This is a genomic window from Pseudoroseicyclus sp. CXY001, from assembly GCF_041714655.1.
In the GTDB taxonomy this organism is placed as follows: domain Bacteria; phylum Pseudomonadota; class Alphaproteobacteria; order Rhodobacterales; family Rhodobacteraceae; genus Pseudoroseicyclus_A.
Genome location: NZ_CP168219.1, coordinates 2,348,666 through 2,364,496 on the forward strand (window position 1 = coordinate 2,348,666; position 15,831 = coordinate 2,364,496).

Here is a 15,831-nt window from a genome sequence, read left to right on the forward strand (position 1 = left end):
GGGCCGAGAGGGCGGGACTGGGGGCCGGCCCCCACACCCCCTGGGATGAGCGACGGGAGGGGAGCCATGGGCCCCGCACCGCGCAAGGGGAAGATTCGCCCCGCTTGCGCCTTTTCACGAAGCTGACCAGCCCGTAACCTTCCGGTGACGAAAGACCAAAAGACAATGGCTTATTCAGACGCCCTCGAGGATCTCTCCCAACTGCTCGGCCCGCGGCTGACGCGGGGCGAGGCCGAGCGCGCCGCGCATGGCCAGTCGGAAAGCTGGTTCGCCCCCGCCCCGCCCGATGCCGTCGCCTGGCCGGAGAGCACCGGGGAGGTGGCGGCGATCCTCAAGATCTGTTCCCGCCACGGCCTGCCGGTCATCCCCTTCGGGGCCGGCACCTCGCTCGAGGGGCAGACGCTGGCCCCCATGGGCGGCCTCGCGCTCGACATGAGCCGCATGGCGAAGGTCGTGGCCCTGGCGCCGGAGGACATGGACGTCCGCGTCCAGCCCGGGATCACCCGCGGGGCGCTCGATGCCGAGCTTCGGACCAGCGGGCTCTTCTTTCCGGTCGATCCGGGGGCGGATGCGAGCCTCGGCGGCATGGCCTCCACCCGCGCCTCGGGGACGACGACGCTCCGCTACGGCGGCATGCGCGAGAACGTGCTCGGGCTCGAGGTCGTCCTTGCCTCCGGCGAGGTGATCCGCACCGGGGGGCGGGCGCGCAAATCGGCGGCGGGCTACGATCTGACGGCGCTCTTCCTCGGAGCAGAGGGGACGCTCGGCGTCATCACCGAGCTGACGCTGCGCCTCCACGGCCGGCCCGAGCATGTCGCCACCGCCACCTGCGCCTTCCCCGATGTCGCCGCGGCCGTCGCGACGGTGACGGAGACGGGGCAGGCCGGGCTCCGCCTCGCGCGGATGGAGCTGATGGATGCGGCCGTTGCCCGGGCGGTGAACGCGGCCGATGACGCGGGCTTCCCCGAAGCGCCGCATCTGCTGGTGGAATTCCATGGGTCCGAGCAGGCCGTCGCCGCCGAGGTGGCGCTCTTCGAAGCCATCGCGGAGGGGCATGGCGCCAGCGGCTTCGCCTGGGCCAGCCGGGAGGAAGACCGGCGCGCGCTCTGGCGGATGCGCCACCGCGCCTATTGGTCGATCCTCGCCGGGCGGCCCGGCGCCCGGGCCATCGTGACCGACATCTGCGTCCCCGTCTCCCGCCTCGCAGAGGCCATCGCCGAGACGCAGGCCGACATCGCCGCCTCCGGCCTCGCCGGGCCGATCCTCGGCCATGTGGGGGACGGCAACTTCCATGCCATCCTGATGGTGGATGGCTCGGTGGGCGAGATCGCCACGGCCAAACGCCTCGCCACGGCCATGGGCCGGCGGGCGCTGGCCATGGGCGGCACGGTGACGGGCGAGCATGGCATCGGGCTCGGCAAGGCGGGGCTCCTCGAAGAGCAATACGGGCCCGCCGTCGCCACGATGGCGGCGCTGAAGGCAGCGCTCGACCCGCAGGGCATCCTCAACCCCGGCAAGATCTTCCGGGCGCCCCCGGCCGGCCAGGAGGGCGCGGCATGAGCGATGGCGCGCGCGGCGACGACAAGCATCTCGAAGAGGATGTGATCCACCGCATCTACGAGGTGGCCATCGACCCGAGCCGCTACGAGGCGCTCATCGACCGCTGGCAGAGCCTCATGAACCGCCGCCTGATGGAGGGCGGCGAGGCCGGCGACCTGCCCGGCGTCGCGCCGCATGTCGCCCGCGCCGGCCAGACGCTCGGCCGGCTGATGGAGGCGGAGGAGCGGACGGCCGAGGCGCTTCTGAGCACCATCCAGCACAATGCCGCCTTCGTCGTGGACGAGGGGCTGGTGGTCACCGCCGCGAACCGCGCCGCCACCGCCAGCCTCGGCCTCGCCGCCGGGGCGCGGCTCGGGGATCTCGGGCGGCTCCTGGTGGAACCGGCGCCGCTGGAGGACGGGGCCCGGCGGGCGCTCCGCGGCAATTCCGCCGCCCCGCATATCCTGCGCCTGCATGGCTCGCGCACAGGGCGGACGGTGCTCGTCTCGTTCCGCCGGCTCCTGGGCGAGAGCGGCGCGCCCGAGCTCCTCGCCATTACCTCCGAGCTGACATGGCCGCCGGCCTTCGGCGAGCTCCTGCGCGAGACCTTCGACCTGACCGGCGCCGAGACGGAGGTGATGCGGGCCCTCGCCGAGGGCACCTCGCTCACCGACATCGCCTCGGCCCGCGGCCGCTCGGTCGAGACGGTGCGCGCCCAGCTCAAGTCGGTGATGGGCAAGACCGAGACCTCCAGCCAGATCGAGCTGATGCGGCTGACGCTCTCAATGCTCGAGATCGCCCGCTTCTCGGAAGCGCAGGGCGACATGGGCGAGGCGGAGGGCGAGATCTCCCGCTCCGGCCTCGCGGCGCGGCCGGTGCAGAGCCTCGCCCTGCCGGACCGGCGGGAGATGGATTACCTGATCCTCGGCGACCCCAAGGGCCAACCCTGCCTCTACCTGCCGCTCGATTACGGGCTGACCCGCTGGCCGGCGAGCGCCGAGGCGGCGGCGCGGCGGGCGGGCATCAAGGTGATCGTGCCGATCCGCGCCGGCTACGGCCGCTCCACCCCCGTGCCCGGCAAAGCCGACGTGCTGGCGACGCTGGTGGCGGATCACATCGCGCTGCTCGACGCGCTGAAGGTGAAGGCCCTGCCGGTGATCGCCATGGGCGACGATGCCGCGCTGGCCTTCCGGCTTCATGCCATGGCGCCGGAGCGGGTGAGCGCGCTCATCTGCTGCGCCGGGGTGCTGCCGCTCGCCAGCGCCGAACAGGTCGAGCGGATGGACAAGTGGTACCGCTTCATCATGGCGGGCGCCCGCTACACGCCGCACCTTCTGCCTTTCATGGTGCAGGCCGGCTTCGCGCTGGCGCGCAAGGCCGGCAAGCGGGCCTTCCTCGAGAGCGTCTACCAGAACTCCGCCGCCGACATGGCGACGTTCCAGGTGCCGGAGGTCTTCGAGGCGCTGGTCAGCGGCTCCGACGTCGCCCTGTCAAAGACGCATATGGCCAACGAGGCCTTCACGCGGGAGCTGCTCTTCAAGGTCAACACCGACTGGAAGCCCGATGTCGCCTTCGCCGAGGGGCGGGTGCCCGTGCACTACCTCTCCGGCCTGCAGGATCCACAGGTGCCGGAGGCAACGCTGCGCGAGCATCAGCGCGACTATCCCTGGATCGATTTCCGAATCTATCCGGACGCCGGGCAGCTCCTGTTCTTCCTGAAATGGCGCGAGGTTCTGCCTCTGATCCTGCGCTATCTGGGCTAGGCCGTGGAAAATCGTTTCATCGTGATAAATTCGTTAATCCCTACCCCATATGGGGTATGCGAAATTTGACCATGCGGTCTAATCCCTACGTCATTGTTGAGCAGGGCCCAAAGCTTCGGCGGAGGGTCCGTATTTCAGGCCAGGGGCGGTGAGTGGCCCCGGTGCCGCAATGACGGACGGGGCGGGTCGGGCAACCGGGCCGCCCTTATTTCGCGTAGGCTCTCGCCGGACGGGCGGACCCAGGCTTGCGGAGCCCGCGCCCCCTCAGGAGGCCGCCAGCAGGGCCTCCGCCGCCGCTTTCGCCTCGGCCGTCACATCGGCGCCGGCGAGCATGCGGGCGATCTCGGCAATGCGCTCTTCCTCGCCCAGCGGCGCCACCTGGCTGAGCGTCGCCGTGCCGCCCTCCGTCTCTTCCTTCTGCACCCGGAAGTGATGCGCCCCGCGTGCCGCCACCTGCGGCGAATGGGTGACGACGAGCACCTGCCCCGCCTCCGCCAGCCGCGACAGCCGCCGGCCGATCGCATCCGCGGTGGCGCCGCCGACGCCCCTGTCGATCTCGTCGAAGATCAGGATCTGGCCCTCGGCCCCCGCATGAAGACAGACCTTCAAGGCGAGGAGAAACCGCGACAATTCGCCCCCGGAGGCGACCTTCTCCAAGGGCCCCGCCGGGGCACCGGGGTTGGTGGCCGCGGTGAAATGCGCGGCATCTGTGCCCGAGGCGCCCGGCTCGCCCGGCGCGATCTCGACGTTGAAGACCGCCCGCTCCATCTTGAGCGGCGGCAGCTCCTCCGCCATCGCTGCCTCGAGCCGCCCGGCCGCCGCATGGCGAAGGCCGCTCAGATGCGCCGCCGCAGCGTCGAAGGCCGCCTCCGCCTCCGCCACCCGCGCCTTCAGCGTGCCGATGTCGCCCTCGGAGGCGTCGAGCGCCTCGAGCTTGGCGGAAAGGTCGGCGCCGAGCGCCGGCAGCTCGTCGATCTGCACCCCGTGCTTGCGCGCGAGGGCGCGGAGGGCGAAGAGACGCTCCTCTGTCCGCTCCAGATCGCCGGGGTCGAACCCCAGCGCATCGAGCGCCGCGGCCACCCCCTGCTCGGCCTCGCCGAGCGCATCCACGGCGCGCGAGAGCGCCTCGAGCGGCGCATCGAGCGCGCCCTCGGCGGCATCGGCGGCGCCTTCGAGCCAGCGGATCGCGTCCATCGTCAGCCCCTCGGCGCCCTCGCCGGTGAGGGCGGCATGGGCGCGGGCGATGTCCTCGCGGATGCGGGCACCGGCCTGCATGCGCCGGCGGGCGGTGTCGAGCGCCTCTTCCTCGCCGGGCTCGGGGGAAAGCGCCTCGATCTCGGCGGCGGCGTGGCGGAGGTATTCCTCCTCCTCGCGGAGCGCCGCGAGCCCCTGTTCGGCCTCGGCCAGCGCCTTCCGCGCGGCGCGAAGGCCGGACCAGGCCATGCGGGTCGCGACCAGCGGCTCCTCGGCATCGGCGAAGGCATCGAGGAGGCCGAGGTGAGACCTGGGGTCTAGCAGCGCCCGGTCATCCCCCTGCCCGTGCAGCTCCACCAGATGCTCGGAAAGCCGCCGCAGGAGCTCGCCGGAGGCCGGCCGGTCGTTGACCCAGGCGCTCTTGCGGCCGGAGGGCGTGTTGACGCGGCGGAGGATCAGCTCGTCCTCGACCTCGATCCCCGCCTCCTCCAGCACCGCCAACGCCGGATGGCCGGGCCCCAGTTCAAAGATGGCCGTCACCTCGCCCCGCTCGGCGCCCTGCCGCACGAGCTCTGCCCTGCCCCGCCAGCCGAGCGCGAAGCCGAGGGAATCGAGAAGGATCGACTTGCCCGCCCCGGTCTCGCCGGTCAGCACGTTGAGCCCCGGCCCGAACCCGAGCTCGGCCCGGCGGATCAGCAGCATGTCGGTGATGTCGAGCTGCCTCAGCATGGGGCGCCCCGGGGGCTCAGAGCCATTCTCCCAGCACCATCTGCCGGTAGACCTGTGCCAGCCAGCTATCGCCCGCCGGCTGCGGCTCCAGCCCGCGGCCGGTCAGCAAGGCATAGCTGTCCTCGTACCATTCGGTGGACTGGAAGTTGTAGCCGAGGATCGCACCGGCCGTCTGCGCCTCTTCCGGCAGGCCGAGCGCCAGATAGGCCTCCACCAGCCGGTGCAGCGCCTCGGGCGTGTGGCTCGTCGTCTGGAAATCCTCCACGACGACGCGGAAGCGGTTGATCGCGGCGGCAAAATGGTTGCGGCGGAGGTAGTAGCGGCCGATCTCCATCTCCTTGCCGGCGAGATGGTCGAAGGCGAGGTCGAACTTCAGGATCGCCGAGCGGGCGTATTCGCTGTCGGGATAGACCTCGATCACCACGCGCAGCGCCTGCAGCGCCTGGAAGGTCAGCCCCTGGTCGCGGCCGATCTCGTCGATCTGGTCGTAATAGCTGAGCGCCAGCAGATAGGCGGCATAGGCGGCGTCGCTATCCGTGGGGTAGAAATCGAGGAAGCGCTGCGCCGAGGCGCGCGCGTTCTCGTAATCCCCGTCGCGGTGGTAAGCCATCGCCTGCATGACGAGCCCGCGTTTGGCCCATTCCGAATAGGGATAGAGCCGCTCGATCTCGCCGAAGTAATAGGCCGCATCATCGGCGCGGCCGCGGTCGAGCTCGACCTCGCCGCGCTGGTAGATCTCTTCCGGCCCGTAATTGTCGAGCGGCGGGCGGGATTGGAATGCGCCGCCGCCACAGGCGGCAAGGAGGGTCAGGCTCAGCCCCAGGGTCACGCCCCAGGCCAGCCGCCGCGCATTGGACCAGCTCGTCTGCCTCACTGTCAGATGCCCCCCGGGGTCTTTGTCTTGTCCGGCCTGCGGCTAGGATGCCCCGCCCGGCGGCCTCGGGTCTAACACGATTGCTTTGGGGGCAAAATGCCTTTTGCGCCATCGATGCGTGACGGCAGCGCTGCCCCGCCGTCAGGCCACCCGCGCCAGATCGGCGGGCGCGAGCCGGTAGCCCGGCAGGCGGCGCGCGGTGGCCTCGTCGACCTCCACCCGGCGCCATGCCGTGGGCTCGGCGAAGAGCGCCCGCAGGAGCTGGTTGGTCATCGCATGGCCGGCGCGCACGCCGGTGTAGCGCCCGAGGATCGGCGCGCCGGCGAGGGCCAGGTCGCCGAGCGCATCGAGCATCTTGTGGCGCACGGGCTCGTCCCGGTGGCGGAGCCCGCCGGGCGAGAGCACGCGGTCGCCCTCGACGACCACGGCGTTGAAGAGCGTGCCGCCAAGCGCCTTGCCGGTCGCGCGCATCGCATCCACATCCGCCTGCCGGCAGAAGGTCCGGGCATCGCAGAGTTCGCGGAGGAAGGCGCCGTTCGCCATGTCGAGCGTCTTCACCTGCCGGCCGATGGCGGCATCGGGAAAGTCGATCGCGAAGGAGACGACGAGCCCTGCCCCGGGGTCGAGCCGGGCGGAGGCGGCGCCGGCGCGCGCCTCGACGGGCCGCAGGATCTCGATCGCCTCGAGCGGCGCCTCCTGCCGGGCGAGCCCGGCGGAGAGGATGGCGCGCGCGAAGGGGGCCGACGAGCCGTCGAGCACCGGCACTTCCGGCCCGTCGATCTCGATCACCGCATTGGTGAGCCCGGTGCCGGCGCAGGCGGCCATCAGGTGCTCGACGGTCGAGACGGTCACGCCGAAGGCGTTCTGAAGCTGCGAATTGAGCGGCGAGGGCGTCACCAGATCCCACCGCGCGGGGATGCGGGCACCGGGGCCGGCGACGTCACGGCGCAGGAAGCTGATGCCGGCGCCAATGGGGGCCGGCTTCAGGACAAGCCGCGCCGGCCGACCGGAATGGAGCCCGGTGCCGCTGAGGCTGATCTCATGGTGCAAGGTCGTCTGCACGTCTTCCCCATCCATCGCACGTCTGCCCCGCCTGCCGGGGGCGCGCGTTTGTCAGGGAGGAGTTAAGGAAGGGTGAAGCGCGGGACAACTCACCTTTTGCAACATGATGTAACAGGCGTGGCCTGCCCGCCTGCCCTGCAGGCGCAAGCGCCCGCCCGCCCGTGATCGGGTCCCGCGAGTGTGATGCGCCCGTGACGCCGGTGGGAGGGGATCTGCCGATCCGGCCCCAAACGGAAACCGGCCGCCGGGGATCTCCCCCGGCGGCCGGTCCCTTCGAAGCGGTCCGGTTGTCAGTTTGCCTGGCGACGCAGGAACGCCGGGATCTCGATGCGCTCCTGTTCCGGATCCGCCTCCTCCTCGTCCCAGGAGTTGACGCGGGGCTGCTGGCGCGGCGCCTGCGGCTGGGCGGCCGCGGCGCTACGGGCGACGGTGTCGGGCTGGTTGGCCATGCGGCCGAGAAGCCCGCCGATGCCGGAGCGGCGCGGCGGCTCCTCCGCCTTGCGCGCGGCGGGCGCGGCGGCGGCGGCCGGAGCGCGGGCCGGGGCCTCGCCCGAGCGGCGGGCGGTGAGCGCACGGAGGCGCGCGACGGCCTCCGGCGTCGGCGTGCCGGCCGGCGGACGTGCAGGGGCGACGAAATCCTCGGCCGGCCGGGTCACCGGAGCCTCGGAGCGCGGGCGATAGGCCGGGGGCGGCAGGTCGTCGGCGACGGCCTCGTCCTCGTCATACTCGCCCTCCTCGTCGAAGGCGCTGTCGAAGAGCCCGGGCTCGGGCTCCTGGTAATGCGCCATCTCCTCGCGGCGGGCCGGCGCGGCGGCGGGCTCGGCCTTCGGCTGCGACACGGCCTCGACGGCGGCGGCGCGGCGGGCGGCGATGCGCTCGGCCGGGGTCTCCTCGACCTCCGCCGGGGCGGCGGTCGCCGGGGCCTGGGCCAGCGGCTGGGCCATCTTGCGGCGCGGCACCGGCATTTCGGCCGGGCGCTCCGCCGCGTCGATGCCGGTGGCGACGACGGAGACGCGCATAGCGCCTTCCATCGACGGGTCCAGCGTCGAGCCGACGATGATGTTGGCGTCGGGATCCACCTTCTCGCGGATCTTGTTGGCAGCCTCGTCGAGCTCGAAGAGCGTCAGGTCATGGCCCCCGGTGATGTTGATGAGCACACCGCGCGCGCCCTCGAGGCTGATCTCGTCCAGCAGCGGGTTGGCGATGGCATTCTCGGCGGCGATGATGGCGCGATCCTCGCCCTCCGCCTCGCCGGTACCCATCATGGCCTTGCCCATCTCGTCCATCACCGCGCGGACGTCGGCGAAGTCGAGGTTGATGAGGCCGGGGCGGACCATGAGATCGGTCACGCCCTTCACGCCCTGGTAGAGCACGTCATCGGCCATCGAGAAGGCCTCGGTGAACGTGGTCTTCTCGGTGGCGATGCGGAAGAGGTTCTGGTTGGGGATGATGATGAGCGTGTCGACGACCTTCTGCAGGGCCTCGACGCCCTCCTCGGCCTGACGCATCCGCTTGGAGCCTTCGAACTGGAAGGGCTTGGTGACGACGCCGACGGTCAGCACGCCGAGCTCGCGGGCGGCCTGCGCGATGATCGGCGCGGCGCCGGTGCCGGTGCCGCCGCCCATGCCGGCGGTGATGAAGCACATATGCGCGCCGGCGAGATGGTCGAGGATCTGCTCGATGCTCTCCTCGGCGGCGGAGGCGCCGACCGTCGGGCGGGCGCCGGCTCCGAGGCCCTCGGTCACCTTGATGCCCATCTGGATCTTGGCGGTGGCGCGGCTCTGCTGCAGCGCCTGCGCGTCGGTGTTGGCGACGACGAACTCCACGCCGTCGAGCGCCTTCTCGATCATGTTGTTCACGGCATTGCCGCCGGCCCCGCCGACGCCGAAGACCGTGATGCGCGGCTTGAGGTCGTCCTGCCCGGGCATGGAGAGATTGAGTGTCATGTCGGTCTGCCTGTCCTCATTGTTGTCGTCCGGCCCGTCCCCCGGGCGCCCTGCCTCTTTGTGCTGGTGATTCTAGCGGGCCGTTGGCGGTGCGTCACGCGTAAACCGCATAATAACCACGAAATATGCTATAAACAGGCCGGCGACCGGCGACATGATGCCGATCAGACGAGCCCTAGGAGGCGGCAGACTGCCGCCTACGACATATTGGGCAGACAGGAGCACGCGCCGGAGCGAAGCTCCGCCGGTGAGTCGGCCCTCTCGCGATGTTCAGACGACTGCCCGTCTGCCTTGATCGGCCGCTCGAACGGCGGCCTTCGGGATGTCACTACCATGACCCGGCGAGGCCGTCACCCCCGGTGGTGGGGAGGACTGCACGTCCAGCCTACTCCCGGGCGAACCGTCGCCGACAATTCCCCGCGCGGACTCCAGGCCGTCAGGCCGCCGCGCGAGCGCCGGCCCGTCCCCGCGGGCTGGCGCTCTGGTTGGGCTTGGCGCTTCGCTCGGGGAGGGGAGGTGGGTCGCGCCATAAAGCGCGCCGCGGTGCCGTCGGAGCGCCAGCCCACGGGCCAGCGTTCGGGCGTTGCGTGGGTTGAGAGCGGGAAGGTGGGTTACAAACCCACCCTACGCATCGGGCATCTCTCTGCCCGCGCAGGATCTAGGTCGCAGCTCCAAGATCGGGTCGTCCCGAGCCGCCCCTCACCAGTTTTCCTTGAACCACTTCACCGCGCGCCGGAAGGAGCGGGTCGACTGGCTCTCGGCCGGCACGTCGAAATCCCACCATTCGTCCTGCGGGTTGGCGGCGAAGAGCGCCAGGCCCACGGCCGAGGAGAAGGCCGGCCCGGTGGTCGCCTGCGGCAGGCCGGCGACGCGGAGCGGCCGGCCGAGGCGCACCTGCTGGCCGAGGATGCGGCTCGCGAGCCCCTCCAGCCCCGGCACCTGGCTGCCGCCGCCCGTCAGCACGATCTGCTGGGAGGGCATGTAGTCGAAGCCGGCGGCATCGAGCCGGGCGCGGACCTCCTCGAGGATCTCCTCCAGCCGCGGCCGCATGATGCCGATCAGCTCGGCGCGGGAGACGCGGCGGCGGTCGTGATCCCAGTCGCCGGTGTCGCCGCCGATCTCGATCATCTCGCGGTCGTCCATGCCGGTGGCGGTGGTGCCGCCGTGCTTGGTCTTGATCCGCTCCGCCTGGGCCCAGGGCACCTGCAGACCCATCGAGATGTCGCCGGTCACGTGATCGCCGCCGAGCCGCACGGCATCGGCAGAGATCATGTGGCCCCGGTAGAAGATCGAGATGCCGGTGGCGCCGCCGCCGAGGTCGATGCAGGCGGCGCCGAGTTCCTGCTCGTCCTCCACCAGCGAGGAGACGCCGGAGACATAGGAGCCGGAGGCGATGCCCGCGACCTCGAGGTCGCAGCGCTCGATGCAGGTCAGAAGGCTCTCCACCGTCTGCCCGTCGACCGTGAGGATATGCAGATCCGTCGATAGCCGGCCCCCCGCCTGCCCCCGCGGATCGGCGAGGCCGTTCCGGTGGTCGATGGCGAAGTTCACCGGCTGGGCATGCAGCACCTCGCGGCCCTCGCCGTAATCCGGGCTCTCGCAGGCGGCGAGCACCCGGCCGATGTCGAGATCGGTGACCTGCTGGCCATGGAGCTCCACCGCGCCCTCGAGACCGTAGGAGCGGGGCCGGGCACCGGAGATGCAGGCGATGGCGTGATCGACACGCGTCTCGGCCATCTTCTGCGCCGACTGGATGGCGGTGCGGATCGCCCGCTCCGCCTCGCCGATGTTCACCACCTCGCCATGGCGCATGCCGCGCGCCCGCGTCGTGGCGGCGCCGATGACGCGGAAGGCGCTCTGCCCCGCCATGGAGCCGACACCGTCAGCGCCCGAGAAGCGCTCCGGCCCGTCGAACCGCAGGATCAGGCAGGCGATCTTCGAAGTCCCGACGTCGAGCACGGCTATCACACGCCGCTGCACTGCCGCCTTGCGCAGAGCCCGCATCCGGCGCTGCCGCTGATAGAGGTCTTTCATCAACAATCTCCGTCAGGCGCGCCCCAGCGCGCCGGCTGGCCGTCAAAAAGCGCAGTGTCCCCTTGCGCCGCTCTGCGGTGATGCGCGTGCCCCGCGCATCGCCTTTGGGGGCGCCGCGCCTACCTCGCGCGCCGCTCCTCGCTGTGGCGGGGCGCATACCGGGCCCCCGCCCGCCACCGGGCAGCCCCTGCCCCCCGGCTCCGTCGTGCTTGAGGGCGCCCGTCACTGGCGCCGCTCCGCCACCGCGCGCAGGTGCTCTTCGGCGATCGTCGACAGACGGATCGTCGGGCGCTGCGCGGAGCGCATGTCGATGATGGTGATGTCGAGGTCGAGCATCCGTTGCGCCTCGTGCAGCGCGAGGACCCTCTCGAGCGCCGGCACGGCGCCCTCCTCGGGCAGAAGGATGCGCTGGCCGCGGTCGAGCACCACGTCCCACCGCCGCTCGCCCATGCGGACGAGGCCGCGCAGCCGCGGCATGATCGGCTCGGCGGCCCGGAAGAGCGCCATGGCCTCGGTCGTCGCCTCGCGGGCGCCGTCGCCGGCGATGAGCGGCAGGTCGGGCCGGTCGCCCCGCGTCTGGATCATGCCGGTCAGCACGCCCTCGCCATCGACGAGGCGGAGCCCGTCGACATGCCGCCAGATCGCGACCGGGCGGCGCTGCGTCACGTCGATCTGCAGGACCCCGCCGGGGCGGACACGGACGGCCGCATCCTTCACCGCGGTCAGCGCCGTGATCTCCTCCCGCAGCGCCGGCAGGTCCAGCGCGAAGGAGGTGACGGGGAAGCCGAAGTCGAGAAGCCCGTTGATCGCGCCGGCCAGCGCGATGTCGGCACCGCGGATGTCGCTGGAGGTCACCATGAATTCCGGCCGCTCCTGCACATTCTGCACGAGCGCCTGCCAGCGGCTCTCGATCGCAGCCCAGTGGTCGTCATCCGTGAGCCAGGCGACGGAGAGGACGAAGAGCAGGAAGACCGGCAGGAGCACCCGCAGGAAGATGCGGAAGAGCGGCGTCAGCCAGAGCCGGTGGAAGCGGTAGCCGAGCCGCGAGGGCGCCGGATCGCGCCGGGCGGCGGGTTTGCCCCCCGCTCTCAGCGCGAACATGACGCATCCTCCACCAGCATGGCGCAGAGCTCGGGGAAGCTGATCCCCTCCGCCGCCGCCTGTTCGGGGGCGAGCGAGGTGGGCGTCATCCCCGGCTGGGTGTTCGTCTCGAGGAGGTAGAGCCCGTCGAGCCCCCGGGTCTCGTCCCAGCGGAAGTCGCTGCGGCTCAGCCCCCTCGCGCCGAGCACGCTATGGGCCCGGAGCGAATAATCGAGGCAGGCCGCGAAGATCTCGTCGGGCACCTCGGCGGGGATCACATGGCGCGAGCCGCCTTCGGCGTATTTGGCGTGATAATCGTACCAGCCCTCGGTCTGGATATCCGTGACCGTCAGCGGCCGGTCGATGAGCACGGCCGTCGTCAGCTCGCGGCCGGGCACATAGGTCTCGACCATCACCTCCTCCGGCATCTCGCGGGCGAGCTGCGGCGGGCCGTTGGCGGCCTCGGTGACGATATAGACGCCGACGGAGGAGCCCTCGTTGTTCGGCTTGATCACATAGGGCGGCGGCAGGACATGCGCCGCCTCGGCCTCCCGGCGCGAGACAATGCGGCTGTCGCAGACGGGGATACCGGCGGCGGCGAACACCTCCTTCGAGCGCTGCTTGTTGAGCGCGAGCGCGGAGGCGAGGACGCCGGAATGGGTGTAGGGAATGCTCATCCATTCGAGGATGCCCTGCACGCAGCCATCCTCGCCCCAGCGGCCATGAAGCGCGTTGAATGCAACATCCGGCCGGTCGGCGGCGAGCCGCGCGGGCAGGTCGGGCCCGCAGTCGATCTCGGTCACGTCGTATCCGGCGGTGCGCAGCGCGGCCGCGCAGCCCTTGCCGGTCGAGAGGGAGACCTCTCGTTCCGCGGACCAGCCGCCCAACAACACGGCAACCTTCGGGAGAGCCCCGCTCGCCATTCCACTGCCTCAATGCGGGCCGTTGGCGGCCCTGCGTTATGGGTGAGCGCAAAGCGCTCTCTGCCTCCTCCAGCTCTGCCGGAGGTTACTGCTCGTCACCCGAGCGGCGTTCAGCTTCGTTTGAATGTGCCGGTTCGCCGACCCGCATGATTTCCCACTCTAGCGTGATGCCGGACGAGGCGTAAACCCTCTTTCGGATCTCTTCGCCCAATGACTCAAGGTCGTCCGCGGTGGCGCCGCCGGCATTGGTGAGGAAATTCGCATGTTTGGGATTCATGATCGCGCCGCCGCGCGTCGCCCCGCGCATCCCCGCCTCCTCGATGAGCTTCCAGGCCTTGAGGTCGTGCGTGTCGTCGGCGCGGCCGGTGGAGGAATAGCCCGCCGGATTGCGGAAGGTGGAGCCGGCGGTCCTGTCCTTCACGGGCTGGGTCTCGTCGCGGCGGGCGAGCTGCTCCTCCATCCGCTGGGCGAGCTCCGCCGGCTCGCCCGCGGGCGGGCGAAAGGTGGCGGAGAGGACGACGGCGCCGGGCGGGAGCTGCGAGGAGCGGTAGGCGAGGCGGAGCGCCGCGGCCGGCCGCTCCTCGATGGTCCCGTCGCGGAGGACGAGCCGGACGGAGACGAGCGTATCGGCGACATAGGTGCCGTAGCAGCCGGCATTCATGGTGACCGCCCCGCCGATGGAGCCGGGGATGGTGCGCAGGAACGTCAGGTCCCGCCCCGCCTCGGCGGCCCTGCGCGCCACGAAGCTGTCGGGGGCGGCGGCGCCGGCGGTGACGGTCTCGCCGTCGATCTCGACGCCGTTGAAGCCCCGCCCGAGCCGGATGACGACCCCCCGGATGCCGCCGTCCCGCACGATGAGGTTCGAGCCGACGCCCATGGGGAAGACGGGGATCTCCGCTGGCAGGTCGCGCAGGAAGGCCGCGAGGTCCGCCTCGTCGGCGGGTTGGAAGAACCACTCCGCCGGCCCGCCGACGCGGAGCCAGGTGAGGTCATCGAGAGGCCGGTTCGGGGTCAGCGCGCCGCGCGGGGTCGGGAGTGTCATGGGGGAGGTGGTAGGCGAGAAGGCGGGGGATGGGCAAGGTGGCCCTTAAAGCCAGAAATCTTTCAGCCACCCCAGCAGTTGCCCGATAGTGGTGATGCGTTTGTTCCACTTGATCGCGTCGTCCACTCCCTTGACCACCCTAGCGCCACGCTGCTGGTAGACCGCGACTGTCGCCCCGATCTTCGCCATCTGGAAATTGCGCTCCCGGGCGTAGCTCTCCTTCGCCGCCTCGCTCGAAGCGCCGTCCGCCCGGCGCATCAGCCGGTCGAGACCGTCGAGCACCTCCTGTAGCACGGCCCGATCAGCATCGCGCAAGGGCGGCAGAGCGCCGCTTTTGCCTGCCCTCGTTCGGTCCACCTGCTCGCGGAGGCCGACGATGATGGCCCAGGGCTCTTCCCCCTCCCCGAGCGGCAGGTCACGCAGCACGAGGGAGCGGGCGAGCGCATGCGCGAAATGCGCGCTGATCAGCCGCTTCAATTCCTCGATATTCGTCGTCAGCGCCCGCAGCGGGCCCGGCCCGAGATGGTCGCGAATGTCTTCACTGGTCGCTTCCTCATCGAGGATGCGGCCGATCTCGATGAGCTGGCCGATATTGAGATGCGGATAATCCTCCGCATCGGCCATGAGGTTGCAGACCTCGTCCAGGTAAGTGCGGATGAAGCCGACATTCCCGTAGCCGCCAGTGGTGGCCAATGCTCGCGCCAGCGTCGCCAGGCCACGCCGCAGCGCCTCGGCATCTCTGAGAAAGGCGGTGAGTTCGTCGGGGTCATCCAGATGCCGCCAATCCTCGATCGGCTGCACCGCGCGCATGACCCCTTCGATCTGATCGAAGGAAAAATCGAAGATCGCGCCTCGCAGTACGGCCTCTGTATCGACGGCTGAGCGGAAGTTGCGCTCTATTTCTGCGATCAGCGGGTTCACCTGTTCCGGGCCTTTGTCCCAATCGTCCGGCGCGATCAAGGCGACCTGTTCAAGCAGGGCCACGGGGAGTGGCTGGCCACAGAGGTGGCCTTCGTACCAGCGGATCCAGAAGTCCCAACCCTTTCCTTGCCAGCGTCTGCGAACCTGTTCCCACGAGTGCGCGTCGATAGAATGTTCCCCAAACAATGGCATCCAAACAAATCCGTCTGCGAGCCAGCTACAGTCATTCCGAACGTGTTCCCAGCTTTTTGCGGCGACAACGCGGGTGGCAAAGGCGGAAGATTGGGCAGCGCGGCCGGCAGCGTGGGCGGCACCGGCGTATTCAACAGCAGAGGCAGAGGCAGCTGCATGGGCCGCGGCATATGCAGCGTCGGCTGCGGGGGCCGAAGCGGAGAGAACAACGTCGGCGGCGTCGGAGGCGGCCGCGCTGGCGGCAGCGGTAGATTTCTGGATTGCCGGAGTTGGAAAATCAACGGAAACAAAAGCAATCAAACTTGCGCGCATCACCTGCCAGCTTGTCGAATCAGGAGCACCGGTAGCGACAATCGGCAAAACTCGCAGCGCGGCGCGGCTCGCGAGCGTCACGGCGAGAACCCGACGCAACTCGTCGTCGCCCGGAGAGGTCCTTATCCATCTCTCCAGTTTAGTAGGCCCGTCGATCTCATCCACATCCACCATAGGCGCAGCCTCGCCCAAGGCTGCCCCCGGCGGCAAGAGAAACCAG

At 70.5% G+C, this 15,831-nt stretch carries 11 protein-coding genes; 2 read left to right on the forward strand and 9 right to left on the reverse strand.

The window, feature by feature from the left end:
- The first annotated feature begins 165 nt into the window (after nucleotides 1-165).
- On the forward strand, nucleotides 166-1,560 hold the full coding sequence (locus ACAZ03_RS11450) for an FAD-binding oxidoreductase (protein ID WP_373353694.1): 1,395 nt from the start codon (nucleotides 166-168) through the stop codon (nucleotides 1,558-1,560).
- Nucleotides 1,557-3,302, forward strand: a complete 1,746-nt coding sequence (locus ACAZ03_RS11455; protein WP_373353695.1) for a helix-turn-helix transcriptional regulator — start codon at nucleotides 1,557-1,559, stop codon at nucleotides 3,300-3,302. Before ACAZ03_RS11450 ends, ACAZ03_RS11455 begins: the two co-directional genes overlap by 4 nt.
- Before the next feature lie 264 nt (nucleotides 3,303-3,566).
- Here ACAZ03_RS11455 and recN read toward each other — a convergent pair whose 3' ends face one another.
- From recN to ACAZ03_RS11500, 9 genes are all read right to left on the reverse strand, one after another.
- Nucleotides 3,567-5,225 carry a DNA repair protein RecN gene (gene recN, locus ACAZ03_RS11460; RefSeq protein ID WP_373353697.1) on the reverse strand — a complete coding sequence of 553 codons (1,659 nt, stop codon included), beginning with the start codon at nucleotides 5,223-5,225 and terminating at the stop codon, nucleotides 3,567-3,569.
- A 16-nt stretch (nucleotides 5,226-5,241) separates the two neighbouring features.
- Nucleotides 5,242-6,099 carry an outer membrane protein assembly factor BamD gene (locus tag ACAZ03_RS11465; RefSeq protein ID WP_373353698.1) on the reverse strand — a complete coding sequence of 286 codons (858 nt, stop codon included), beginning with the start codon at nucleotides 6,097-6,099 and terminating at the stop codon, nucleotides 5,242-5,244.
- A 141-nt stretch (nucleotides 6,100-6,240) separates the two neighbouring features.
- The gene (gene lpxC / locus ACAZ03_RS11470; protein WP_373353700.1) at nucleotides 6,241-7,161 is read right to left on the reverse strand and encodes a UDP-3-O-acyl-N-acetylglucosamine deacetylase; all 921 of its coding nucleotides are present in this window, start codon (nucleotides 7,159-7,161) and stop codon (nucleotides 6,241-6,243) included.
- A gap of 290 nt (nucleotides 7,162-7,451) precedes the next feature.
- On the reverse strand, nucleotides 7,452-9,107 hold the full coding sequence (ftsZ, locus tag ACAZ03_RS11475) for a cell division protein FtsZ (RefSeq protein ID WP_373353701.1): 1,656 nt from the start codon (nucleotides 9,105-9,107) through the stop codon (nucleotides 7,452-7,454).
- A 699-nt stretch (nucleotides 9,108-9,806) separates the two neighbouring features.
- Nucleotides 9,807-11,141, reverse strand: coding sequence for a cell division protein FtsA (ftsA, locus tag ACAZ03_RS11480; protein WP_373353703.1), 1,335 nt, complete (start codon nucleotides 11,139-11,141; stop codon nucleotides 9,807-9,809).
- 222 nt (nucleotides 11,142-11,363) lie between these two features.
- Nucleotides 11,364-12,242 (reverse strand): cell division protein FtsQ/DivIB, encoded by an 879-nt coding sequence (locus tag ACAZ03_RS11485; protein ID WP_373353705.1) that lies wholly within the window; start codon nucleotides 12,240-12,242, stop codon nucleotides 11,364-11,366.
- Entirely contained in the window at nucleotides 12,230-13,144 is a 915-nt protein-coding gene (locus tag ACAZ03_RS11490; RefSeq protein ID WP_373353706.1) for a D-alanine--D-alanine ligase, read from the reverse strand. The genes ACAZ03_RS11485 and ACAZ03_RS11490 overlap by 13 nt, the downstream gene beginning before the upstream one ends.
- Before the next feature lie 85 nt (nucleotides 13,145-13,229).
- A complete protein-coding gene (gene murB / locus ACAZ03_RS11495) occupies nucleotides 13,230-14,186 on the reverse strand; it encodes a UDP-N-acetylmuramate dehydrogenase (RefSeq protein ID WP_373353708.1) in 957 nt (318 codons plus the stop codon).
- A gap of 45 nt (nucleotides 14,187-14,231) precedes the next feature.
- Nucleotides 14,232-15,785 carry a hypothetical protein gene (locus tag ACAZ03_RS11500; RefSeq protein ID WP_373353709.1) on the reverse strand — a complete coding sequence of 518 codons (1,554 nt, stop codon included), beginning with the start codon at nucleotides 15,783-15,785 and terminating at the stop codon, nucleotides 14,232-14,234.
- Nucleotides 15,786-15,831: the final 46 nt, after the last annotated feature.